This window comes from Zobellia sp. OII3, assembly GCF_002211465.1.
Lineage (GTDB): Bacteria > Bacteroidota > Bacteroidia > Flavobacteriales > Flavobacteriaceae > Zobellia > Zobellia galactanivorans.
Map to the genome: position 1 here is coordinate 1 of NZ_MWRZ01000009.1, position 26471 is coordinate 26471.

A 26471-nucleotide genomic window follows, 5' to 3' on the forward strand; every position below is an offset into this window, starting at 1 on the left:
CAAGTGCTGGCAACCAGGCCATCACGAACTTGGCCGACCCAACCGCTCCACAGGACGCGGCCACTAAGGCTTATGTCGATGCCTTGGATACGGACGATGCCGATGCTGATCCAAATAATGAGATCCAAGATCTGAGCCTTACGGGGAATATCCTAAAGGTCACGAATAATGCAGGTGCCACGGATATCGATTTGTCCCCATACACGAATACGGATACGCAGGACCTGTCGATTGACGCTACGGGAAAAACGATTTCCTTGGTAGATGGCGGTTCGGTAACGGTCGATACGGATGATGCCGATGCTGATCCAAATAACGAGATACAAGATCTAAGCCTTACGGGAAACATCCTAAAGGTCACGAATAATACGGGTGCCACGGATATCGACTTGTCCTCATACACGAATACGGATACACAGGACCTGTCGATTGACGCTACGGGAAAAACGATTTCCTTGGTAGATGGCGGTTCGGTAACGGTCGATACGGATGATGCCGATGCCGACCCAAATAATGAGATACAAGATCTAAGCCTTACGGGAAACATCCTAAAGGTCACGAATAATACGGGGGCCACGGATATCGACTTGTCCGCATACACGAATACGGATACACAGGACCTGTCGATTGACGCTACGGGAAAAACGATTTCCTTGGTAGATGGCGGTTCGGTAACGGTCGATACGGATGATGCCGATGCTGATCCAAATAATGAGATACAAGATCTAAGCCTTACGGGAAACATCCTAAAGGTCACGAATAATACGGGGGCCACGGATATCGACTTGTCCCCATACACGAATACGGATACACAGGACCTGTCGATTGACGCTACGGGAAAAACGATTTCCTTGGTAGATGGCGGTTCGGTAACGGTCGATACGGATGATGCCGATGCCGACCCAAATAACGAGATACAAGATCTAAGCCTTACGGGAAACATCCTAAAGGTCACGAATAATACGGGTGCCACGGATATCGATTTGTCCGCATACACGAATACGGATACACAGGACCTGTCGATTGACGCTACGGGAAAAACGATTTCCTTGGTAGATGGAGGTTCGGTAACGGTCGATACGGACGATGCCGATGCGGACCCGAACAACGAAATCCAGGCCTTGACCTCTACGGATGGCTCTGTGACCTTGAGCGAGACCGATGGGGACTATGATTTGGAGGTCAACTTTCCGGCCAATAACGATAACAGCGCGACCAACGAACTTACCGATTTAAGCTTGGCAAGTGATATTCTGACGTTGACAAACCCGGCTACTCCTGCGAACCAAGTAGATTTAAGTCCTTATTTAGACAACACCGATAATCAGAATATTGAAGACCTTGCAATTAATACAAGCTCGAATATACTTACTGTTGGTATTGAAAATGGTACAGCGCAAACCGTAGACTTATCACATTTGGACAATCCGGGAACGGACAACCAAAATATTCAAAACTTGACCTTTTCGGGAACAACGTTAACGGTAGGTATCGAAGGCGGTAGTTCTGATACCGTGAGTCTGGCCGCCCTGGCCGATAATCAAAGTATAAAAGGTTCCGGGCTATCGGGAACTACCCTGACCATTGGAATAGAAGATGGTAGTTCTGAGACGGTAAACTTATCGAGCCTGGCAAACACCGATAACCAACAGATCAGCCTATCGGGAAACATCATCACCTTGGCGAATGGCACCAGTGCGGATACTACGGTTGATCTTACCGATTTTAGGGATGATCAAAATTTGGGCAGTGCGGTAGTGGTGCCCAATCAATCCGTAGAGATACAGATAACTGATGGCTCGAATACCACTATCGACATTCGGGATGCCGATGCCGATCCTACAAACGAATTGTCGGACTTAAGCCTGACGGGCTCGACACTCACCCTGACCAATCCGGCCACTTCGGGGAATAGCGTTGACTTGAGCGCTTTGGCCGATCACGACTGGTATGAAGTCGGGGGTACATCTGCTCCAGATGCCATTACCGATGATATTTTCACCGAGGGTAATGTTGCTATTGGAAAAACATCTATAACCAATAATAGGGCTTTAGACGTCGAGGGGAACATTGAGCTTAACGATTATCTGTTTATGAACGGTAAGGAGGTCTTAAGAGATTCCGATACTTGGTTGCGTATAAATCATAACAGTGGATTTACGAACGGAATCCTTACAAATTCTTATTTAAGGGTAGATAACAGGGTAACGATCAATGAAGGTGGTGGAGATTATGATTTCAGGGTAGAAGGTACGTCAGACACCCATTTATTATTTACTGATGGTCTGAGTAATGAAGTAGGTATCGGAACAAATTCACCGGATGCTAAGTTAGATGTAGAAGGTGGAACCGTACGTTTTTCTGATTATGGATCTAATGCTGTAACCGGTAATGCCACATCACTATTAGGTGTTGAGGCAGATGGTGACATTGTTGAAATAAATTCATTAAAGGCCTCAAAGGTTTTCTATCCTCCATCCATTGAAGTAGATGCTTCTACAAACGGTACGGGAAGAACCATAAACTTACACGATCAGTACATAGCTCAATTCGGTTCACCAATGGTAGCTAGTACTTCGGCACCGTCAGCTATTCCAACATATGCGAATAACGAATTGTATTACTATGTCACTTATTACGATACCGCCGTTTTTGCCAATGTTTCGGTCGATGAATTTGGCGTCATGACCTATGATGTTATTGCCCAACCCGCAAGTTACAACTCATTGATAAACGTAGTTTTTGTTGTTAAATAATAAACAAGATAAGCAGTCGATTTGAAAGCGAAATCTACATATAAAAAACTTGTCCTCAGTATGGTTTTTACCTTATTGGGGCTTGTGGTATCTAATGCTCAGTATGTATTACAGGCTCCGCCGGATTCGGCAGAAGAGACCCGAACCAATTTTCGTTGGTATGAGGCACAAGATACGGGTACGGTTCTAAGTACCGAATCGTTTTTGGAAGTAACCGATCAGGGAGTCTATTTCGCGACCTATGATGGTACTTTATGCGGTAAGAACGCGACGAGTTATTTTATTGTGACCAATTGTAATTCCCCTTACAACGAGGTTACACTTGATATCAGTGACAATACGGCCCACCTTTCTCCTGGAGCTTCGGTTAGCTGGACACCTCCTTTGCCGGGTGACCAAAATGCCCCGATGGTGATTGCTACCAAAACACTCGAACGGTATGTTGCCACCATTACCAAGGCGGGAAACGCCAAGAATTTGCCCAGCTTTACCGTAGTCTGTATCGATGAATCGGCCATTCTGGTAGATGATTTGGTTACTGTAGACGAAGACGATTCGGTAATTGTAGATATTTTTGCAAATGATAGTGAGTTGCCGACCGAAGGGAGGCTTACGACTACCAATCCGACAAACGGTACCGTTAATGTTGCTAACAACGGAACACCTAACGACCCCACCGATGATATCGTAACGTATATTCCTAACCCCGATTACAACGGTCCCGATTCTTTTAATTATTCGGTCTGTAATATCTATGGCGATTGTAGTACGGCTACGGTAACGGTCGATGTGCTTCCTATTTTAGATGCTATTGATGATAGCTTTGCAACGACACAAGATGCCCCTATAGCATTGGATATTCTCGGCAATGACAATGACCTTCCTTCCGCAGGAAGCCTAACCTCAACCGACCCTTCCAATGGAACTTTGACCCGCAATGATGGCGGAACCCCCAATGACCTATCGGATGATATATGGAACTATACGCCAAACACAAATTTTAACGGTAGCGATTCGTTTACCTATACCCTTTGCGATACGGTCGGTAATTGTGATACCGCTACGGTAAGCATTTTGGTTACCAACGCTATCGACCTTGATACCGATAACGATGGTATACTTGATAGTTTTGAGGACTTGAATCTAGATGCCGATAACGATCCGGCAACGGACCCCACCGATACCGACAACGATGGTATTCCCGATTATTTGGATATCGATAGTGATAATGACGGAGTCCCCGACAATGTTGAGGCCCAGACTACGCTTGACTATGTGGCGCCAAGCGGAGAGGATTTCAACGGAAATGGGGTTGACGATGCCTATGAAACAAATGGATTATTGGGCATTATCCCGGAAGATACCGACAACGACGGTATTCCCGATTACGTTGATGCCGATAGTGATAATGATAATGTACCTGATAGTATTGAGGCTCATGACCACGATAGAAATGGTATTCCCGATGTAACCTTTATCGGTTCTGATAAGGACCGTGATGGCCTTGATGATGGCTATGAGGGAGAAACCATTATTGATATCGATGTCAATGACGAAATCGACGATCCGTACAATGATCTACTGAATACAGATGGTGATGGGGAGGTCGATTATAGGGATACCGATGATGATGATGATGGTATTCAAAGTAAGGATGAAGACATTAATATTGATGGAAATTACGCCAATGACGATACCGATGGCAACGGAATACCTGAGTACTTAGAGCCTAATGTTGAGGAAGACCCTATTGAAGTGTTTAACGTGGTAACGCCCAATAATGATGGGGCACATGATTTTCTTACGATTACAGGCCTGGAAAAATATCCCGATAATTCCATCCGGATCTATAACAGATGGGGTGTTTTGGTCTATACCACACAGGCTTATAATACCGAGGGCAACGTGTTTGACGGTACCTCCCAAGGAAGGGTGACCGTTGATACCGATAGAAAACTGCCGGTAGGTACCTATTTCTATATTTTAGATTACAAGGATGCTAAAGGGGAGCAGCAATCCCTTTCAGGATATATATACATTAACCGATAGTAGTAACGATGATCCCAAATCTCATAACAACCGCTCGTCAATTTGGTGTAATGCTAGCCCTGCTATTAGTGGCAAGTATTCAAAATGCCATTGCACAACAAGATTCCCAATACACCCAATATATGTACAATACGGTAAGCGTGAACCCCGCCTATGCAGGTTCCCGTGGCCATGTAAGTACGGCTCTTTTGCATCGTTCGCAATGGGTCGGGCTAGATGGGGCGCCAACCACCCAAACGTTTAATCTACATTCGCCTATCGGGTATAGGGGCGTGGGGCTGGGCCTGTCCATAGTAAACGATAAGATCGGTCCCACTTCAGAGACCTATTTTGACATAGATTTTTCATATACGGTATATACTTCTACCGAAGGAAGGTTAAGCTTCGGCCTTAAGGGGAGTGGCCATTTATTGGATGTTCGCTTTTCAGAACTCAACCAGTATACAAGTGATGCAAGTCTCCAGAACGATATCGAAAATAAGTTTTCGCCCAATATAGGGGCAGGGGTCTATTACCACAATGAAAGGTTTTATGCGGGACTTTCCGTACCGCGAATTTTACAGACGCTCCACTTTAAGGATGGGCCTGACCCCTCTACCGCAAAAGAACAGATGAACTTTTATTTGATTACTGGTTACGTGTGGGATCTAAACGATAATGTCAAGTTTAAACCGGCTTTATTGACCAAGTTGGTAACAGGTGCTCCCTTACAGGTAGACGTTTCGGCCAACTTTATGTTTAGCGAAAAGTTTATTCTAGGGGCCGCCTATCGTTGGGATGCCGCGTTTAGTGGTATGGTCGGCTTTAATATTTCGAAAAAATTCTTGATTGGCCTGGCCTATGATCGAGAAGTTACCGAGTTGGGTGCGGCAATCTATAATTCGGGTTCTTTTGAGGCCATCTTGCGATATGACTTTATAAGCACTAAGGGGAATTTAAAATCTCCCCGCTTCTTTTAGGGTTTTACAAAAAACACATCGATTTATAATATCCCGTATATATAACTTAAACGTTTAGTAAATGCGTGTTCGAAGAAAAAGAAATTCCCACTTTTTTGGTGAGTACCTCAGGTATTATAGTTTTCTAATGCTGCTGTTTTTGTCTATGGGGCAGTCCTTATGGGCTCAGCCTTCAAACGATAATAGGGCCAATGCCATTCCCCTTTCCTTAAATAGTTGCTCGGCCGATGCGGCCTATACGACATTAAATGCTACGCCCGATGGCAGTGCGGGTTCTTGCTGGCCCTCGGGACCTAATGCCAATGTATGGTTCAGTTTTGTGGCGAGCGCCACGGGTACCATACAGATCAACTTGGACAGGGGAACCATAACAGGTGACATGACGGGTGATATGCGTTATGCCATGATGGCCCTCTGGGACGCTACGGGTACGACCCAGATTGCTTGTAGTTCATTTGACACCGTTAGCGACGATATTTCGATTTTGGCCAACGGACTTACTCCTGGCGATACCTACCTTTTTTCCGTAGACCGCCATTACGGCACACCATCCGGTGCCGAGACCTTTAAGTTATGTCTTAGCGATACCCCGACCAACGATTACTTGGAAGGGGCCATAAATATCGATTCCTTTATGAACGGGTGTTCCGGGGATGCGGTCTTTTCCACTCTTGGGGCATCCGCTGATCGAAATGCAGGTTCGTGCTGGTATACGGGTCCCCACAGAAATGTTTGGTTCGAGGTTACCGCCCCGGCAACCGGAAATATTGAGGTAAAACTGGATAGGGGCGATGAAAAAGGAACCCTGCAGACCGCTTATTTGGCCTTGTGGGACAGTGATGGTGTTACCGAATTGGCCTGTAATACCCATAGGACGGGCCGTCATTACGATGATATTTCCCTTCTGGCCACGGGACTCACCCCTGGCAACACCTATTATGTGTCGGTCGATAACCGATACATTCACGCCCTCGATACGTTTTCCCTCTGCCTGAGCGATCAGGCAACGAACGATTACTACCAAGGGGCGACCGATATAACGGGCCTAATAGGTACCTGTTCTCCCGATGCGGCCTACACAACATTGGGTGCTACCTTTGATCAAAACACGGCTTCGTGCTGGACAGACTTGGTCAACCACAACAAATGGTTCAGTTTTGTAGCCCCTCCTTCAGGCAAGATCGATATAAGAATGGATAGGGGAGATAGTAAGGGAACCCTTCGCCATGCCTATATGGCGCTTTGGGAAAATGATGCCGTTACCGAATTGGCGTGTACCACCTATTCGGATCCGGAAGATGATTTGAGAATCCGGCACTGGGGCCTTACACCGGGGGAAATCTATTATCTCACGGTCGATAACAGGTATATTACTACGACCGATACCTTTACCCTGTGCCTAGACGCCTTGAACGGTCCCGATACCGATGGCGATGGCGTAGGCGACGTAGTTGATCTAGACGATGATAACGATGGTATTTTAGACACAACGGAAGGTTGTGAAAACACAAACCTGTCCGGCACGGTCGGTATGGGGAATCCTATTACCGATGCTACCTACGCTCTCGTGGGAACCGATGTAAGCTATACGGTTAGCAAAGTTGCAAGTACGAACATATATACCTATGATACGGGCTTGAACGGTCATGGTATCCGAATAGAAGGGCAAGCGGGAGACACGGGAAGTTTGACCTCAACTTATGGCACGCCTATCGAAAATGTCTTTTTTAAGATGACCGATTTCGATAATGGCACCCAATACACCATTGAGGTTTACGATGAGAATAATGTAATGTACGACCTAGATGTGGAGGGTCTCGTGTTGGTCGGCTCGGGTATTACTCAAACAGGAAATACCTTTGTGGCCGGTAGTTTTGATTCGGATGGCAACGATCCGGCAGACGATGTTAACGGGGCCATTTACTTTTATTTTGAAAGACCGGTGAGCCGTATTGTATTGAACTTTGTCCATAGCTCGAACACATCGACACGATTTATACAGCCGACCTTTTGTCTTGCCGATTTTGATAATGACGGTATTTCCGATCACAAAGATTTAGATAGCGACGGCGATGGCATTCCCGATAATGTAGAGGCACAGTCCACTCAGGCATATCAGGCTCCGAACCCTGATGATGAGGCGACATATCGTGCCAATAACGGTGTAAACTCGGCTTACTTAGGGGGTGTTTCACCCGTAAATACCGATACCACGGATAATCCAGATTATTTAGACCTCGATTCCGATAACGAAGGAGGAAACGATACCATGGAGGCGGGTATAACCTTGGCGAACAACGATGTGGATGATGATGGTCTCGATGATGCTATCGATACCGACCTTACGGGCTACACAGATCCGGGAGGCACTATAGACGACCCTACAATCGGCTCGGTTCAACTTCCCGATGAAGACCACGATGTGCATTCAGGCGGTGATGTTGATTTTAGGGATGCTACCGATGATAGACCCGATAACGATGGGGATGGTATTGCAGATGAGGTAGACCTTGATGACGACAACGACGGTATTTTGGATACCGATGAAAATGTTTGTGCCCATATCGTAACAGGGCAAAATGTACGTTCCAATGTAAATACCTTGCAAAATTCCAATGCCGTGCTGGAAGCTGGCGTCAAGTATATTTTGGATATTCAAAATGTATCGGCGGCAGGCATTCTCACCGGGAAAGCTGTCGATGGGCCTTTTGCGGGTCAAACGATCAATATCTATTTGACCAATACAACTAGCGGAGGGGCGACCCTCAATGGGGTAACGGCGGTCTACAATTCCGACTTTACCTATCATCCTGCCAATTCCGCGGCAACGGGAGGTTTGGTAAATAGCGGATTTTATGTTTTTTATGGTATTGTTGATGTGAACGCTAACGGTACATATGAGGATGGCGTTGATGAGCTATTGGGGCCCGTTGACCCCCTGGTTCCGGGTAGTATTCCAATAGCGACTACGAGCGGACCTTTATATTTTTATTATAACGATGGCATATACGGAGACAATTTAGCGAGTGTTGATTACGGCGTAAAAGTCGAGAACTGTGACACCGACGGTGATGGTATCCCGAATATATTTGACCTCGATTCCGATAACGACGGAATCTTTGACGGGGTTGAAGCGGGCCATGGTCAGGTTGATGCCGATACCGATGGTCGAATTGATGGAACCGCCGTTGATTTTGGCAATAACGGGCTGTTCAACGGTATTGAATCCGACGATACACAAGGGGCTACGGTTACGTATACCCTTGCCGAAAGCCCCGATGATACGGATTCTATTCCCAACTATTTGGATTTAGATAGTGATGGCGATGGTATTCCCGATAATGTGGAAGCGCAGACCACCGCGGCCTACCTAGCTCCAAACGGAACCGTAGATGCCAATGGTGTAGATATGGCTTATCCGTCCGGACTTGTTCCTACGAATACCGATGGTGCCGACAATCCCGATTATCTAGATCTTGATTCCGATAATGAAGGTGGAGACGATACTACCGAAGCCCGCATCGTACGCAATGGCTTGGATGTCGATAATGACGGTCTTGACGATGCCCTCGATGCCGATACCTCGGGATATACGGATCCCGGAGGAACTATAGACAACCCGCTAACGGGGCCTCTGGTATTGCCGGACGGGGACAGCGACGCAGGTTCGGGCGGTGATGTGGACTTTAGGGACACTACGGACGATAGGCCCGATAACGATAACGATGGTGTAGTGGATGCCGAAGACTTGGATGATGATAACGATGGCATACTTGATACCGATGAAGGCTGTGGTAATTTTATTATCAACGGCTCTTTTGAACAGGACAATTTTACCGATGCCACTGCTTTTCCCGACGGGTTTACAGGGGCCAATGGAACCTTTATAGGAACCACGTACAATACCAATAGCCTGACCGGATGGACCTATACCCAAAACTTGGATGGTTGGGTCAACGGAGGATCCTTCGGGGCAGGTACGTTTGCTCCGGCCATTGACGGCTCGCAATATTTAGATTTAGTAGGAAACAACAATGTTACCGGTGGGGTTTCGAACGAAATTACACAAGAGGTCACCCTGGTACAAGGGGAAAGTTATACCTTTTCTTTCTACTGGGGCGAAGATATCGCACACTTAAGCGGCCAGACGGTAACCTTGGATTTTGATATTATCGATGCGAACGGTGTGCCTATTTTAGATGAAACCTTGACCACTATCGCTACCGGGGAAGTAGGTGGCCAGGTCGGGCCTAAAAAATGGTTTTATGAAGAACGCACTTTCGTAGCGTCGACCGATGAAATTACGGTACGTTTTTCCGCGCAACCTTTTGCAACGAATGCATCTTCCGGGGCGGCATTGGATCTAGTGAGCCTTAAGTACAGCACACCTACGGATTGTATCGATACCGATAACGATGGTATCCCCGATGCCTTTGATTTGGATAGCGACAATGACGGAATTTATGATGCCGATGAGGCAGGCCACGGGGCCCCACTCTCAAATGGGGTGTTGACCGGTACGGTTGGGGCAGATGGTATTCCCGACAGTGTTCAAGACGACCCCGATAACAGGACCGTGAATTATACGGTTTTAGATTCCGATACCGACGGTAGTATCGATGCACAAGAATTGGATGCCGACAATGATGGCTGTTTTGATGTGGAGGAAGCTGGTTTTACCGATGGCGATGCCGATGGCCTTTTGGGAAGTTCGACCTTAACGGTCGATGCCAACGGATTGGTTACCTCGGCTAGCGATGGCTATACGGCGCCTCAAGATCGTAATGGAAATGGTATTCCCGAATATAGGGAAGCTACATTAAGTCCGGTAATAAGCACCCAACCATCGGAAAGTAGTGTATGTTCGGGGGAAACGGCTTCCTTTTCGGTAGTGGCCACAGACGTAGACCAGTACCAATGGCAAATGTTCGATGGTAGCCATTGGACCGATTTGACCGATGGAGGCCTCTATTCCGGTACGGATACCCATACGCTTGAAATCGCTAACACCACTATAGGTGAGAGCGGAAATCGCTATCGCGTGGTAGTCTCAAATTCCTTGCGGGTTTGTAGTGTTTTAAATTCCGATGAGGCTGTTTTGAACGTTGAGACCACTCCTAGCATAAGCATAGATGATGCCAGTGAAGTTGAAGGTGGTTCCATTGTCTTTCCGGTCACCCTATCAAGCGTGGGCTGCCTTGAACAGGATATAACCCTGACCCTTGCTTTTACGGATGGAACTGCCGATACGGCCGATTATACGAACAATACCGTTCAGATAACCATACCGGCTGGTAGTCTTACGGGAGAAGTGAACGTTCCTACGACCCAAGATGAAATTCTTGAAGACGACGAAACCTTTACAATTTCGATTTTAAGTGTCGATGCAGGAAATGTCGCCGATTTTTCCGATACGGCCATAGGTACCATTTTAGATGATGATTTTACGGATATTGATAGTGATAACGATGGTATTTTAGACAGTGTGGAAGATTTGAACGCCGATGGCGACAACAATCCATCGACCAATCCTACCGATTCGGATGGCGATTCGTTACCCGACTACTTGGATATAGACAGTGATAACGATGGTATACCCGATAATGTGGAGGCCCAGACCACGGCGGCCTACATAGCGCCTAGTCTTGTCGATGCCAATAACAATGGCTTGGACGATGCCTACGAAAACGGTACTGAACTAGGGCTGTACCCTGTAAACACCGATGGCACTGACCAACCTGATTATTTGGACCTGGACAGTGATAATGATCATGTGCCAGATGCCATAGAAGCACACGATAGGGACCATGACGGCATGGCCGATGTTTCGTTTATCGGTTCCGATAAGGATGACGACGGACTTGACGATGGTTATGAAGGTTCGGAAACTATAGACGATGATGTGAACGATGAAATGGATCGTCCATTTGACCGTCTACCGAATGCCGATGGCGACGATGAGTTGGATTATCGGGATACGGACGATGATAATGATGGAATTCCCACCCAGGATGAAGATACCAATGGAGATGGAAACTATGCCAACGACGATCAAAATAATAACGGCGTTCCCGATTACCTGGAGGAACCCTATATTGAGGTAGTGGTCTATAACGTAGTAACGCCCAATGGCGATGGCGCACACGACACATTGACCATTACGGGGCTCGATGTACGGCCGAACAACAACATCCAAATTTATAACCGATGGGGTATCTTAATATTCTCCACTGAATCGTATGGAACAAGGAACAATTATTTTGAAGGATATTCTACGGCCAGGCTTACGTCTGGGAAGGAAGAAAAATTGCCAAATGGGACCTATTTTTATATTTTAAATTATGAAGATACCACTGGAGAGCATAAGACGATTTCAGGCTATATTTACCTGAACTGATACGATTTTTGCAAATGGAATTAAATAAAGGCCCTTGGACTTCGGTTCAGGGGTTTTTTGTTTTTTTTAAGGAGAATTGGGAGATCTATAACCATAATTTATCAAGCTCTTGGTTCGATACTAATGGAAAGGTGCTATTTTTGTGGAGGAAGGAAGTTAGTCGTACCCATCAAAGAAAAACATTGCTATTGAAAGAGGAAGAAGTCATCTTAGTAGACCAAGACAATAACCCGATAGGAACCATGCCTAAAATGGAAGCGCACGAGAAAGCCGTGCTCCATAGGGCATTTTCGGTTTTTGTCATGAACGATAAAGGGGAAACCATGCTACAGCAGAGGGCGGCCCACAAATACCACTCCCCCGAACTTTGGACGAACACCTGTTGCAGTCACCAACGGGTAGGTGAGAGCAATATAGAGGCCGGAAAAAGAAGGTTGCAAGAAGAGATGGGCTTTGTAACGGAACTCAAGGAACTTTTTTCCTTTATCTATAAGGCGCCTTTCGACAATGGCCTTACCGAACATGAGCTAGACCACGTAATGATGGGCAGCTATAACGGTGAGCCAAAGATCAATCCAGATGAGGTGGCCGACTGGAAGTGGATGAAACCCGAGGCCATCAAAAAAGATATAGCCCAAAACCCCGATTTGTACACAGCTTGGTTCAAGATTATTTTTGAAAAGTTCTATGATCATATCGGACAAAACCCAACGGAAGATGAGAGTAAAGGTTAGTAGAAAAGCCCATTTCAATGCGGCCCACCGCCTATATCGTAAAGATTGGAGCGATGAGAAAAATACCCAGGTCTTCGGAAAGTGTAACAACCCCAATTACCATGGACATAACTATGAATTGGTGGTTAGCGTTACAGGCAAAATAGACCCTGAAACGGGTTTTGTAATGGATATGAAGGTCTTAAAAGATTTGATAGCTGAAAAAGTAGAAGACGCCCTAGACCATAAGAACCTTAATATTGAAGTTCCTGAATTTAAAGACCTCAATCCCACAGCTGAAAATATATCCATTATTATTTGGAATAAATTACGGCCCCACATCAATCCAAATCATGATTTGGAAGTCGTGTTATATGAAACCCCTCGAAATTTTGTGACCTATTCCGGTTAAAGCGAAAATTAAACAACTATAAAAAAAACGCTATGTATCCCTTAAAATTCAACCCTATTTTAAAAGAACGCCTTTGGGGCGGCACCAAGCTTAAAGACGTTTTGGGCAAACCTATTGAAAACGATATTACCGGTGAAAGTTGGGAGCTTTCCACCGTGTCGGGAGATATTTCCGTAGTGGCCAATGGAGATTTGGCAGGTACCTCATTACAAGACCTAATAGAAAAAGAGCCCGAGAATGTTTTGGGGAAAAGTGTTTACGATAGGTTCGGAACCGACTTTCCTATCCTTATCAAGTTTATCGATGCCAAACAGGATCTGTCCATTCAATTGCATCCTAATGACGAGTTGGCCAAAAAACGTCACAATTCCTTCGGAAAAACAGAAATGTGGTATGTGATGGATGCCGATGACGACGCCAGCCTTATCGTTGGTTTCAACAAAGATGTTACCAAAGAAGAATATGCCAAAAGTCTCGAAAACGATACCCTATTAGACCTTTTGAACTATGAAAAGGTAAAAGAGGGCGATACCTTTTTTATCAATACCGGAAAGATTCACGCCATAGGTGCAGGTGTATTGTTGGCCGAAATTCAACAGACTTCCGATATTACCTACCGTGTTTTTGATTTCAATAGAAAAGATAAGAACGGAAACCTTAGGGAATTACATACCGAACAGGCATTAGATGCCATTGATTACACCAAAAAAGATGATTTTAAGGTGAAGTATAGTCAAGAGAAGAATACGGTGAACGCCATGGTAGATTGCCCTTATTTCAAAACCGACTTTCTAGACTTGAATGCCGGCTTGACCCAAGATGTTAGCGGCCGCGATTCATTTACTATTTTTATGTGTGTGGGCGGTTCGGCTACCATTGCCAATGAGAACGGTTCGGTAGAATTGAAAAGAGGTGAGACCACCCTTTTGCCCGCGGTTTCGAATACCATAAAAATCACCACCGAGGGGGCTAAGCTCTTGGAAGTGACCATTTAATGCGACAAATTACCTTTGGCTTTGTATATTTTCTGCATAAATTGATTATAAATAGCTTATTTTTGCGTAAAATTTATTAAAAATGGCAAGTGTAAAAGAATTAAAGAAAGATATTAATAATGTCTTGGGAGACATCATTGAAGCGGTATACATTGTAGAAGCTGCCAATGCCGACCAAGAATCGAAAGAGGGAGCCAAGGTTATTGACGAGGCTATCGAAACTTTTGATACCTTGATCCAAAAGGTAAACCAAAGAGGTGTTGACAATAGAAAGAAACACTTAACAGAGGTGCGTCAAGAATTGGAGAAGAAAGCCGGTGCCCTTGTAGAAAAGGTGAACAAATTAGGCTAGACTTTCTAGAAGTTAAATGAAAAAGCCCGCATTTGCGGGCTTTTTTACTTTTTAAGGGTTTCCAAATAGGTTTTTAATTGCTTGCCGTATTTCGATTCCGCGACTTCGGGCGCTAGTGAACCGTAAATGGAATCCAGATACTTTACATTGGCATCGGGAACTTCATTTAAGGCGATGTAAGGCGCTATATAAGAGTCTTTGTTGTTCAGTGCGTAATTCAAGGAAAAGGCATAACTACGCTGCAGGTTGCGGTTGCTCAATCGCTGCATCGAGTCTAATTGTACCGAGTCTAGAACCTTGTTCGGGTCGTTGGCCAATCGAACGATCTCTAAGGTCTTCATATTGAACTTCGACATCATTTGTCGGTATTCTTCCAACTTTTTTTGGGTTTCCGAGCCTTCAATTTTGGCTTTGGTATCAAAGGTGTTCCAAGTCGTGTTGATCGTAATGGTACCCGGTTCACCAAAGAAGGTAATTCGGTCATTGATATCGTTGGCGTCTTTTTTGTCTAAGTAGAGATAGAAAATTTCCGGACTTTCAAGTTCCGTTGTAAAGGAAAAATTGCCGTCACCGTCTATTTGTAGCGAATCTATGGTGGTTAAAACGGAATCGGGCACGTGTTGAAGGTAGAGTGTTCCTTTTTTCAGTCCCTTTACATTTCCGGTAACGTTCATGGTGTTTTCGGTAGGCCCTCCACAAGAAAGCAATAAAAGGATAATAGCACTTAAAAAAAATATGTTCTTCATCGTCGTTTTTTGGTAGCGCAAATATCTGTATTTTTTTTGGTTTCCTTAAGAAGCTATTTTTTAAATCGATGAGTTTTTCTGTAATAGAAGCGTACTTTTGTATCGGTATATCGTAAGAGAACAGTTCGTATTACGACGAATAAGGGTTGAGTTTCTGTAAATAGCTATATACGTTCTTGCCCCTTTAATTTTAATAATACATATTGAATGAATATTGAAAAAGAAAAATGGAATGCTGCCATTGCTTCGGCAGAGTATGTAAAAAACGGAATGCTTGTTGGCTTGGGGTCGGGATCTACCGCCGCTTTTATGATAGCCGAGCTCGGTAAGCGGGTGGCAGGCGGACTCATAATGAAGGGGGTGCCTTCGTCGAATGCGACGGCCCGATTGGCCAAGCAAGCGGGTATATCCTTAATTTCCTTGGAAGATGCGGGAACACTCGACATAAATATTGACGGGGCAGATGAGTTTGATGCTCAATTACGGTTGATAAAAGGTGGGGGAGGTGCCATGCTCCGTGAGAAAATTTTGGCCCATAATTCACGTTTCAACCTGATTATAGCCGATTCGGGAAAAGAAGTCGATCGTTTGGGGAAATTCAAACTTCCTTTGGAAACCATTCCTTTTGCTACCCAAAACATTATGGAAGAACTAGGGAAAATGGACCTGCATCCACAGCTGCGCATGAAAAATGATGAGGTCTATAAGACCGATGAGAACAATTGCATTGTAGATGTCGATATTTTTCAAAAGGATGATCTAGAGGAATTGAACCGGACACTTATCCAAATTCCAGGGGTGGTCGAAACCGGACTCTTCCTGTCTACTACCGATTTGGTATTGATGGGCAAGGGGCAGACGGTTACTTCTTTTAAAAAGTAAGTTTTTCCTATCTTAAGAAGAAATAAGGGGACTATAAAACGAAACGGATGAAATTCAATATACAAGATACCTTCAATAAGGAACTACCGGCCGATCCTATTACTATAAATAGCAGAAGGCAGGTAGAAAGGGCCTGTTTTTCGTACGTGACGCCAAAACATACGGCCCGGCCGTCATTGGTTCACGTGTCCCCTGAAATGGCCGAAGAGCTAGGGCTGTCAGAAGAAGATATCCGAAGTGAAGAATTTCTAAAGGTATTTACGGGCAATACCGTTCTCGACGGAACAGCCCCGTACGCCATGTGTTATGGAGGACATCAGTTCGGCAATTGGGCCGGGCAATTGGGCGATGGAAGGGCCATTAACCTTATGGAAGTGGAACACAACGGAAAACATTGGGCCTTGCAGTTAAAAGGTGCCGGTGAAACCCCGTACTCAAGAACAGCCGATGGCCTAGCGGTTTTACGTTCGTCTATTCGAGAGTATTTATGCAGTGAGGCCATGTACCACCTTGGGGTACCTACAACACGCGCACTGTCATTGGCCTTGTCGGGCGACCAAGTGCTTCGCGATGTGCTTTACAATGGCAATCCTGCCTATGAGAAGGGGGCTATTGTCTGTCGGGTTGCTCCTTCTTTTCTTCGTTTCGGAAACTATCAGATTTTTGCGGCAAGGGAAGATACCGCTACTATGGGAACATTGGTAGATTATACCATAAAACACTTTTTTCCGGAATTGGGGGCGCCTTCCAAAGCAAGCTATGTTCAATTTTTTCAGGCTGTGGCAGATGCTACCCTAGAGATGTTGGTGCACTGGCAACGTGTGGGCTTCGTACACGGTGTGATGAATACCGATAATCTATCTATTCTTGGTTTGACCATCGATTACGGCCCATATGGATGGTTGGAAGGTTATGACCATGGATGGACACCCAATACCACGGACCGCCAGCATAAACGATACCGGTACGGGAACCAGCCCAATATCGGTCTGTGGAACCTATATCAACTGGCCAATGCGATTTTCCCCTTGATCGGGGAAGCCGAACCTTTAGAAGCCGTTTTGGAAGGATTCAAGACGAAGTTCGAGCAGAAATATAGGGATATGATGAAATCTAAGATCGGACTGTATAAAGCAGATGATCTTGACCCACATTTACTCGATGATTTAGAGGAAAACCTACAGCTGACCGAAACCGATATGACTCTGTTCTTTCGGAATTTGGCCAATTTTAAAAAGCAAGTAACAGATTCAGGCGCATTTATGGAAGTGGTGGGAGAGGCCTTCTATGTGCCCGACGAGGTAAGCGGTGAAGTACTCGAAAAATGGAAAGTCTGGTTTGCCACGTATCAGAGTCGTTTGGGCCAAGAAGAACTGTCCGATACGGAACGAAAGCAAAAAATGAACTCCGTAAACCCTAAATACGTGTTGCGTAACTATATGGCGCAATTGGCCATAGATGCTGCCGATAAAGGAGATTATGCCTTGATCGACGAACTGTTCGTACTTTTGAAAAAGCCCTATGACGAACAACCGGAACAAGAAAAATGGTTTGCCAAACGCCCTGATTGGGCAAGAAACAAAGTAGGCTGTTCTATGTTGTCGTGTAGCTCTTAGAATAGAACCAATGACAAAGGAAAAACCTAAAACAGAAATCGGCTTGGGAATGGCCGCTTTGGGCCGCCCGGAATATATCAACATTGATTCTGGCGAAAGGGATAAGTCAGAGTTGGCCTTTCGGGCCAATGCTTTAAAAGTATTGGATGATGCCTATGGAAAAGGAGTGCGTTATTTCGATACCGCCCCGTCTTACGGAAAGGGCGAAGAATTTTTAAAGGCTTGGAACGATGGCCGAAAGCATACAGACGTAGTTTTCGGAACCAAATGGGGCTATACCTATGTCGCCAATTGGCAATTGGGCTATGATGGTCCCCATGAAGTAAAAGAACACTCTCTAGGGAAGCTTACGGAGCAATGGCAGGTTTCTAAAGAACTGCTTCCCGCCTTGCGGTACTATCAAATCCATTCCGCCACTTTTGAAAGTGGGGTACTCGAAAACCAACCGGTGTTGGAAAAGCTATTGGAAATAAAAAGAACGACCGGACTCAAAATCGGTATTTCCACCAGTGGGCCCGATCAAAGGAAGGTCATTGAAAAAGCACTTCAAATAAGCATAAACGGCGATGTGGTCTTTGATAGTTTTCAAGTTACCTTCAATATGCTTGAACAGGCCACTTTGCCCATTCTGCGGAAGGTGCAGGCACAGGGGAAGAAATTGATCATAAAGGAAGCCTTGGCCAACGGTCGCGTATTTTCCAATGAAAGATACCCTCACTACAAATCTCTCTATACGACATTGCAGACCCTGGCCGAACGTTACCAAGTAGGTATTGATGCCATCGCACTTCGTTTTGTGATGGATTATCTTCAACCGGACTATGTGCTAAGCGGAGCGGCCGATATAAATCAATTGGACCAAAATTTAAAGGCGAATACCTTCACATTAGATGAAGAAGAACTAGCGGAACTTACCAAGGCAAAAGTAGATTCTACGGCCTATTGGAAAGAACGCAGTCAGTTGAGTTGGGATTGATGTTTGAATGAATAAGAGGTAAGGGTGATTGTCGATATCTAGTCATTCATAATTATTGGTGTCAATTTGGTTTTTAGTTCTTCATATTTTTTTGTGTAATAACTTCCAGATCTAGTAATTCTTTAGCTTCCTTAAGTTGGGCAATAGCTTGTTCCCTAGTTATTTTTTTATCAGGATTTTTAATCTCTCCCAGTTCCAAAGCTGTTTCATAATCTATCAAAACAGGAAGAAGTCCATATCCTTTAAACTGGGCATACATCTTGTAACCACTTTTTTTGTTTCCGTAAGTCTTTAATTTGTCGATTACGATTGGTTTTCCTGCCAAAGTATGGGATACTCTTTGCCCATTTTGAGAGATATAAGCGAATCCTAGGTCCGAGCTTGGAATACCTAGGGTTAAAGTGTCTCCAATATTGATTTTATATCCGCTTTTTGTTTTATAGTTTTTATACTCTGACTTTTTCGTGAGATTACCGAATTCGGCTGTTTGTGAATATGTAATCGAAACCATAAAAAGCAAAAAGACCGTTAAGTTTCTCATTTTTGTAATGTTGGAGAAAAACATATTTTAAAAACTTAAACTTGAGCTTAAACTTGAGCTTAAACTTGAATTTAAAACGAAGAAGCCACCTCCATCAAATAAGCACACAGCAGTGCTCCACCCGTACCTACAACATAACCAAAAACAGCAAGAAGTACCCCCACGGAAGTTAAGGATGGGTGAAATTCCGCAGCGACAACGGGAGCCGAAGCGGCACCACCTACATTAGCTTGACTACCTACCGCCAAAAAGAAGAAAGGAGCTTTTATGAGTTTGGCGACCAAGATCAATAGAAGGGCGTGAATGGAAATCCAAATAAAACCAATAGCGATCAATCCGGGGTTTTCAAGTACTTTTCCGAGGTCCATTTTCATACCTATGGTCGCTACAAGGAGATAAATGAACATTTGGCCAATTTTGCTGGCACCGGCACCTTCGTAGTTTTTAGCCTTGGTAAAGGATAGGGCTATACCAGCTGCCGTGGCAATAATCACCATCCAAAAGAAACTGGAACCCAAGAAAGACAGAAAGCTTTTTTGGTTGCTTACACTTTCAAAAGAATTCGTCAATATATCGCTAATATTATTTCCAAAGAAATGCGCAATACCCGTGGCGGTAAAGGCAAAAGAGAGCATCATCAAATAATCCGTTAAGGTAGGTACGCGGGAGATTTTTTTGGTAAAGGCAGTGACTTTTACTTTTAAGGTTTCAATGGCGGAGGTATCTGCCTTGAGCCATTTGTCAATTTGTTTGGTACGACCTACACCCATTAGGATAATGCCCATCCAAATATTGGCGACAACAATATCTACCAGCACCATAGCACCATATTTTTCAGGCGTATATTTAAAGATTTCGTACATGGCGGCCTGATTGGCCCCACCACCGATCCAACTGCCGGCAATGGTTGAAAGTCCTCTCCATACCGCATCAAAATCGTTTCCGCCTACGGTATCGGGGGAAAAAATCGATACGATCAAAATGGCAATTGGTCCGCCAATAATAATTCCCACGCTACCCGTTAAGAACATAATCAATGCCTTTGAGCCTAAGTTGGCAATGGCCTTTAAATCGATACTCAAGGTCATTAGCACCAAGGCCGCAGGCAATAGATAGCGACTGGCTACATGGTAAAGTCTTGAGCTGTGGGCAATGATTTCACCCGCCTCGTTTACCGTATGCCACTTTTCTGCAATAATGCCTGTAGAGGCGAGAATACCCGGCAATAGATAACACATGAGTACGGCGGGAACAATGCCGTAGAATTTGCTCCAGAAGCCTTTTTCCTTAGATGAGCCATAAAAAATGAAGCCTAGGCAGAGCGCCAATAATCCAAAAACAACGGTGTCATCGGTTATTAGTGGAGCGGGCAATAACGGTTCGGTCATATGATTTTGGAATGCTTTTTTTCAAATATAATCAAATTACCAGATGCTTTCGAATATAGTGTGCCACACCGTTTTCGGTATTGGGCAGGGTTACCGCATTGGAAATGGCCTTTACTTCCTCCCGGGCGTTACCCACGGCTACCCCACAGCCACTGTTTTGCAGCATTTCAATATCATTGTAATTGTCGCCAAAGGAAATTACATGTTCCAATGATTCATCTTGTCGCAACAACGATTGTATGGCCGATAGTTTAGAAACTGATTTTGGGGCTATTTCGATCAAAGTATCGTTGGAACGATAGAGGTTGAGGTAGGAGCCTAGTTCTTCTTCAAGAATGGGGTACAGGGCGTCGGCATTGGTTTTGGTACTCATGAGCATTATTTTATGGGCCCCCAGTTCGCGGTCTTTCCAATCGGAAAGGGTTTCCGGTGTGGGTCTGAAAACCGGTGTGGTCTTGGTGTACCTGATCTCTTTCTGTACCCGTTCAGAGTCTGTGGGTACATACCATTCGTTCTTGTGGTACAGGCCCAGTTGGGTACCGTTGGCCTTGGCCAACCCGTATATTTCATCAAGGTGGTCCGTGTCGATATGCACCGAAGAAAGTTCTTGGTCGCCATCGAGTATCAGGGCGCCATTGTAACAGATGATAGGTTGGTCTTCTATACCAAGGTCTTGTTGTAAATAAGTCATGGCGCTCGGCATTCTTGCGGAGACCAAGATGATTCTCATTTGCGTTTTTATACGGCGTATTTCGGCAATGGTTAGCTCGGAAACATCACTTTTTGAGGTTAATAAGGTACCATCTAAGTCTGAACAGAGTATTTTGTAATTCAAGGGTTCGGTATTTAAAGTTTGTTGGGTTTAATTTCCTTTTCTAAATTTTTTGGTCTTCTTTTTATCCGGATTTTTAAAGAGACGCTTGAAGAAACCATCGCGTTTTACCGGTTCGCAGTCTAGCATTTCCAAGATGGCCGGATTGGGTCTTTCGAACTGGGCCTTTGTTATTTCGTTATAATACGGATGCTTGTTCATTTCTTGCATCCACTTGGCAAAAATAGGCAATGCCGCGTTGGCCCCTTGTCCTAGACTTGTACTTTTAAACCCGATTTCATGATGGTCGAGTCCCACCCAGGTGACATGCACCAGTTTGGGGGTGATGGCCACGAACCATGCATCTTTGTTGTTTTGGGTGGTTCCGGTTTTTCCGGCAATGGCATTGTTCAATTTATAGGTAGAACGTATTCGGGAAGCCGTACCCCTGTCGATCGTGCCTTTCATCATCTCGATCATAATCTGTCTCGTTTCCTCTGAAAAAGCGGTCTTTCTCGCCCGTTTCGGTTTGAATTCCATTAAAACGGAGTCCTTTTTATCCGTTATTTTTTCGATGAGATAGGGAAGAACGGCCTTGCCATCGTTGACATAACTGGCATAGGCACCGGCCAATTCGTTCAAGTAAATTTCGCCGGTACCCAGGGCTAATGAGGGCTGCTCGGGCAATTTTGAGAAAATACCCATATTTTTGGCCATGGTCAATACATTGCTGATGCCGGCCTTTTCCAAGACCTTTACGGCTACGGTGTTTACCGAATGGCTCAGGGCTTCCTCCATCGAATAGTTGAGGTAGGTTTCGTCTTTTTTTCCGGAGTTGCTGGGCGACCACCCCTTTAGGTTTTCATAGGCCACTTCTTCAGCGGAAAAATAGGTGCAGGGTAAAATGCCCGTTTCAAGTGCTGTGGTATAAACAATGGGTTTAAACGTAGAGCCTACCTGTCGTTTGCTTTGGGCAACATGGTCGAATTTAAAATGTTCGAAATCTATACCCCCGATCCAGGTTTTAACGGCACCGGTCTTTGGGTCAAGGGCCAATGAGCCGGTGTTCAAGAATTTCATGTAATGCGTTATACTATCTATACTGCTGGCTTGAACGGTTTTTTCACCGTCCCAGTCGGTCAAGACCATTTGCTTCTTTTTGCTGAGCGAATCGATGATCTGTCCATGTTCGAGACCCTGCTTTTTTAGTTTTTGGTATATGCCTGATTGCTTGACGACCTTTTCAATCAGCTTTTTGTTGGTACGCCAGGGTGCGTTCTTGCCATAGCTTTTTTCAAAACGGCCTTGAAGCGACTGCATGTGTTCGCGCATGGCCTCTTCGGCCCAGAACTGCATATTGTAATCGAGGGTGGTATAGACTTTTAGTCCCGAGGTGTAAATGTTGTAGTCATGGCCTTCTTCCTTTTGTTTTGCGTTCCATTTGAGCAGTTGCTTTCTTACCTCTTCCCTAAAGTATGGGGCTAGACCGGCATTGTTGTCAAAATCGCGGTAGTCGAGTTTTAGCGGTTTATCGGTAAGGCTATCTTTCTCTTCGTTCGAAAGGTGATGGTTGTTCGCCATGGCCTGAAGTACCAGGTTCCTTCGTTCGAGACTTCTTTCAGGAAATATACGGGGATTATAGCCATAGGTGGCCTTTAGCATTCCGACGAGAACGGCACCTTCTTCTACGTTAAGATCTTTGGCTTGCTTGTTGAAAAATTTAAGGGATGCACTTTCAATGCCAAAAGTATTATCGCCAAAGGAAACGGTATTCAGGTAATGGGTAAGGATCTCTTCCTTGGTGTAGATGTCTTCCAGTCGGGAAGCGATTACCATCTCTTTTATCTTATCGACTACAATATTTGTTTTTTTTCTGTCCCTACGGGGATATAGATTCTTGGCAAGTTGCTGGGTGAGGGTGCTACCGCCACCTGCCGATTGGTCTTGCATAAGTATCGTCTTTACGGCAACACGGCCCAAACTTTGGTAGTCAATGCCCGAATGGTCGTAAAAACGTTCGTCTTCTATCGATACAAGTGCGTTGCGCAGATGTTCCGGAATAGCCTCAAAAGCAATAGGCTGTCTATCGTAAAGGTAAAACTTGCCAATGAGCACACTATCTGCCGTGTATACTTCCGATGCCCTTTGGTACTGAAAGTCCGAAAGCTCTTCCTTGTTAGGAATCGAGCCCCATGCGCCCCAATAAATACTTAGTATGAATACAAAGAAAAACAGCACCAAGGCAAGTGTCGCCAATAAGGTATATCTTAGGAAAGGGGACTTTATTCTTTTTAAAACCAAATCGATAAATTTTAGATGCAATATCAAATTAAAAAATGAAACCCTTGGGCTTCTTAACAATAGATTAAACTCTAATTTTCTACTTTTGTCCGTAAATTTTGTCCATGGGAAAAATAGTATTCTTTTTGTTCTTTATAACCTTCTTTTCTAACGCAAACGAAGGTGAATGGTCTAAAACCGGACACCGGACCGTTGGCGAGGTAGCAGAGCAACACCTTTCAAAAAAAACCAGGAAAGCCCTGAAAAAATTATTGAACGGTAGAGACCTTGCCTATGTATCTACGTTTGGAGATGACATTAAGGCCGACAGAGCCTTCAAAGAATTCAGTGCTTGGCATTACGTAAACATTCCGGATGGAAAGAGGTATTCCGATATCGAGCCCAACAAACATGGCGATATTGTAGTCGGAATACAGAAGTGCGTTGAAATTATAAAAGACCCGAACGCCAAAAGGGAAGATAAGGTGTTTTACCTTAAAATGTTGGTCCACTTGATCGGTGATCTGCATCAGCCCCTACATGTAGGCCGCTTTGAAGATAAAGGGGGAAACGACATTCAGGTGCAATGGTTCAACAAGGGGAGCAACCTTCACAAAGTTTGGGATTCTAACATGATCAACGACTACGGTATGAGCTATACCGAATTGGCTTCAAGCTTGCCCAAACTTTCAAAAAAGCAAATAAAACAGATTCAAGAAGGGACTATTTACGACTGGGTAGGGGAGTCCCAAGATATTGCCCAACAATTGTACGGTTCAGTGGAGGCAGGCGAAAAATTATACTATCGCTATAGTTATGATTGGTGGGGCACCGTTGAAGACCAATTGCAAAAGGGCGGACTGCGTTTGGCCAAGGTCTTGAACGGGCTTTTTTAAAATGTAGTCGACCATTTATCAAAAAAAACTGGAATTCAACGAATGCTTATACCCCGCTCGTCTATTTGAAGTTATATTTATGTAGATGGTTGCGAGGAAATTATTCGGCGCCCGACGTTTAAAGACAGTAACCTTCCCATAGCTAAAGGGCAAAAAAAATCGGTCATTACAAAATGGCCGATTTTTTTATGTGATAATTCTAAAGGTCAGGTTGATACGGGCACCGATAGGTTTCGCCGTTTTCGGTATTTGGTGCAGCCACGCTTCTTGTGTAGGGCCCTTCATCAATAAAAGGCTTCCGTGTTGCAATAAGAGCTTTTGTTTTAAACTTTTGTCCGTTCGGTGTTTTAAGTGGAAGAAACGTTCTTGCCCTAAACTTACCGAAGCAATGATCGGGTGTTTGCCCAATTCTTTTTCATTGTCGGCATGCCACCCGTTGCTATCCTGACCATTGCGGTACAGGTTTAGTAGGCAGGAGGTAAAGCTTGTTTCGGTTTGGGCCTCTACTTTCTTCTTTATTTTTAAAAGGGTATCTGTATATGCATGGGGAAGCATCACCAAATTTGAATATGAATAGGGCTTTCCATTGTTGCCGTACAACGCCGTGAGTCTGGGTTGGGCGTAGCGTTTACCAAATACGGAGATATGGTCTTGCTGCCATGGCGTTTCTTTATAAAGCAAGTCAAAAGAGCTGTCGGCTTCCGACCGTTCCAAGAAATCAGGATAATAGACGATATCACTATCGGGCAGATTTAGGTAGATCTCTTCCGGAACCAGCCTTTTCATTATTTAAGGACCGTTTTCAACTCGTTTCTATACTCCGATGGGTTTTGCCCGGTAAAGGCCTTGAACTGCTTGTTAAAGTGCGAAAAGTTGTTGAACCCGCTTTCGAAACAAACCTCGGTAATACTTAAGGGCTGTTCGGCCAGAAGCTTAGACGCATGTACCAAACGATACTCGTTTACGAACTGAACAAAGGTCTTATTGGTAATCTTTTTAAAGTAACGGCAGAAAGACGGTACCGTCATGCTTACTAGGTTGCTGATTTCATCTAGCGTAATCTCTTCCTTGAAGTTATTCTTCACGTAGTTGAAGACCACATTGATGCGGTCGTTGTCCTTTACTTCGGTCTCCATTGAAAAACCTTCGGCATTGAGAATCTTGAAATCTTTGGAGTTGCCCAGTTCGTTCAGTATGTTCAATATGGAAAGTAAACGCTGAAAATGGGTCTGGTACTCTAAAATCTGCATTTTCTCACCAATCTTTCTTTTGGTCTTTCCGGAAAAGGCAATACCGCCCTTGGCCATTTCAAAAAGGGATTGGATCTTTTTCATCTCGGGAATATCAAAAAAGTCGTTTCCCAAAAAATCCTGCTTCATCTGAATAATGGTCTCACTCTCGTTGCCCGTAAGCTTATCGGTAAAGCCACAATGGGGTAGGTTGCTTCCTATTAATATAAGGTCGCCGTTGGAGTAGTACGAAACATGGCTCCCGATCTGTCTTTTTCCCGATCCACCGTTTACGTGAACCAGCTCTATTTCAGGGTGGTAATGCCAGATGTTGTTTTTGTTGTTCTTGGTCGCATCAAAGCGTTGATACGTGTAAGAATGCCCAAAACTGGGTTCAATAGCCTCAAAAGCAGGTTTTTGATTCATCTACTGGGGTGTTTATATGGCAAAATTAAACAAGGTTGTTTCTTCCT

19 protein-coding genes are annotated in these 26471 nt (G+C 44.6%); 12 read left to right on the top strand and 7 right to left on the bottom strand.

Annotation, left to right across the window (positions count from 1 at the left end; all coding sequences use genetic code 11):
• From B4Q04_RS22760 to B4Q04_RS18395, 8 genes are all read left to right on the top strand, one after another.
• Window positions 1-2756 (top strand): beta strand repeat-containing protein (locus tag B4Q04_RS22760; protein ID WP_088697672.1); only part of this gene is annotated, 2756 nt, incomplete at its 5' end.
• Between the two features lie 60 nt (window positions 2757-2816).
• Window positions 2817-4805, top strand: a complete 1989-nt coding sequence (locus B4Q04_RS18365) for a gliding motility-associated C-terminal domain-containing protein (protein WP_088697673.1) — start codon at window positions 2817-2819, stop codon at window positions 4803-4805.
• A 50-nt stretch (window positions 4806-4855) separates the two neighbouring features.
• On the top strand, window positions 4856-5764 hold the full coding sequence (locus tag B4Q04_RS18370; RefSeq protein ID WP_231854789.1) for a type IX secretion system membrane protein PorP/SprF: 909 nt from the start codon (window positions 4856-4858) through the stop codon (window positions 5762-5764).
• A 61-nt stretch (window positions 5765-5825) separates the two neighbouring features.
• Window positions 5826-12161, top strand: a complete 6336-nt coding sequence (locus B4Q04_RS18375) for a gliding motility-associated C-terminal domain-containing protein (protein WP_088697674.1) — start codon at window positions 5826-5828, stop codon at window positions 12159-12161.
• Between the two features lie 188 nt (window positions 12162-12349).
• A complete protein-coding gene (idi, locus tag B4Q04_RS18380) occupies window positions 12350-12895 on the top strand; it encodes an isopentenyl-diphosphate Delta-isomerase (protein WP_088697750.1) in 546 nt (181 codons plus the stop codon).
• Window positions 12879-13286: a 6-pyruvoyl trahydropterin synthase family protein gene (locus tag B4Q04_RS18385; RefSeq protein ID WP_013992012.1), complete on the top strand. Its 408-nt coding sequence runs from the start codon at window positions 12879-12881 to the stop codon at window positions 13284-13286. Before idi ends, B4Q04_RS18385 begins: the two co-directional genes overlap by 17 nt.
• A 32-nt stretch (window positions 13287-13318) precedes the next feature.
• The gene (locus B4Q04_RS18390) at window positions 13319-14281 is read left to right on the top strand and encodes a type I phosphomannose isomerase catalytic subunit (RefSeq protein ID WP_013992011.1); all 963 of its coding nucleotides are present in this window, start codon (window positions 13319-13321) and stop codon (window positions 14279-14281) included.
• An 82-nt stretch (window positions 14282-14363) separates the two neighbouring features.
• Window positions 14364-14633: a hypothetical protein gene (locus B4Q04_RS18395; RefSeq protein ID WP_013992010.1), complete on the top strand. Its 270-nt coding sequence runs from the start codon at window positions 14364-14366 to the stop codon at window positions 14631-14633.
• A gap of 44 nt (window positions 14634-14677) precedes the next feature.
• On the opposite strand, the gene B4Q04_RS18400 is transcribed toward B4Q04_RS18395, so the two are convergent.
• On the bottom strand, window positions 14678-15379 hold the full coding sequence (locus tag B4Q04_RS18400; protein WP_088697675.1) for a DUF4369 domain-containing protein: 702 nt from the start codon (window positions 15377-15379) through the stop codon (window positions 14678-14680).
• A gap of 207 nt (window positions 15380-15586) precedes the next feature.
• On the opposite strand from B4Q04_RS18400, the gene rpiA reads away from it, so the two are divergent.
• Genes rpiA through B4Q04_RS18415 form a run of 3 tightly spaced genes read left to right on the top strand, consistent with a single transcriptional unit; the run spans window position 15587 to window position 18853 of the window.
• Window positions 15587-16261: a ribose-5-phosphate isomerase RpiA gene (gene rpiA, locus B4Q04_RS18405; protein WP_088697676.1), complete on the top strand. Its 675-nt coding sequence runs from the start codon at window positions 15587-15589 to the stop codon at window positions 16259-16261.
• Between the two features lie 47 nt (window positions 16262-16308).
• Window positions 16309-17877 carry a protein adenylyltransferase SelO gene (locus B4Q04_RS18410; protein ID WP_088697677.1) on the top strand — a complete coding sequence of 523 codons (1569 nt, stop codon included), beginning with the start codon at window positions 16309-16311 and terminating at the stop codon, window positions 17875-17877.
• A 10-nt stretch (window positions 17878-17887) separates the two neighbouring features.
• Window positions 17888-18853: an aldo/keto reductase gene (locus B4Q04_RS18415; RefSeq protein WP_088697678.1), complete on the top strand. Its 966-nt coding sequence runs from the start codon at window positions 17888-17890 to the stop codon at window positions 18851-18853.
• A gap of 73 nt (window positions 18854-18926) precedes the next feature.
• On the opposite strand, the gene B4Q04_RS18420 is transcribed toward B4Q04_RS18415, so the two are convergent.
• The 4 genes from B4Q04_RS18420 to B4Q04_RS18435 form a co-directional block, all read right to left on the bottom strand.
• The gene (locus tag B4Q04_RS18420; protein ID WP_123772399.1) at window positions 18927-19394 is read right to left on the bottom strand and encodes a hypothetical protein; all 468 of its coding nucleotides are present in this window, start codon (window positions 19392-19394) and stop codon (window positions 18927-18929) included.
• Between the two features lie 71 nt (window positions 19395-19465).
• Window positions 19466-20782 carry a DUF819 domain-containing protein gene (locus B4Q04_RS18425; protein ID WP_088697680.1) on the bottom strand — a complete coding sequence of 439 codons (1317 nt, stop codon included), beginning with the start codon at window positions 20780-20782 and terminating at the stop codon, window positions 19466-19468.
• 31 nt (window positions 20783-20813) lie between these two features.
• Complete coding sequence (locus B4Q04_RS18430) at window positions 20814-21617, bottom strand: Cof-type HAD-IIB family hydrolase (RefSeq protein ID WP_088697681.1); 804 nt, start codon at window positions 21615-21617, stop codon at window positions 20814-20816.
• A 27-nt stretch (window positions 21618-21644) separates the two neighbouring features.
• Window positions 21645-23894 carry a penicillin-binding protein 1A gene (locus B4Q04_RS18435; protein ID WP_013992002.1) on the bottom strand — a complete coding sequence of 750 codons (2250 nt, stop codon included), beginning with the start codon at window positions 23892-23894 and terminating at the stop codon, window positions 21645-21647.
• 104 nt (window positions 23895-23998) lie between these two features.
• Here B4Q04_RS18435 and B4Q04_RS18440 point away from each other — a divergent pair, with 104 nt between their 5' ends.
• A complete protein-coding gene (locus tag B4Q04_RS18440) occupies window positions 23999-24769 on the top strand; it encodes a S1/P1 nuclease (RefSeq protein WP_013992001.1) in 771 nt (256 codons plus the stop codon).
• Between the two features lie 186 nt (window positions 24770-24955).
• Here the strand turns inward: B4Q04_RS18440 and B4Q04_RS18445 are convergent, their stop codons facing one another.
• Entirely contained in the window at window positions 24956-25555 is a 600-nt protein-coding gene (locus B4Q04_RS18445; protein ID WP_013992000.1) for an alpha-ketoglutarate-dependent dioxygenase AlkB family protein, read from the bottom strand.
• Window positions 25555-26424, bottom strand: a complete 870-nt coding sequence (locus B4Q04_RS18450; RefSeq protein ID WP_013991999.1) for an AraC family transcriptional regulator — start codon at window positions 26422-26424, stop codon at window positions 25555-25557. The genes B4Q04_RS18445 and B4Q04_RS18450 overlap by 1 nt, the downstream gene beginning before the upstream one ends.
• Window positions 26425-26471: the final 47 nt, after the last annotated feature.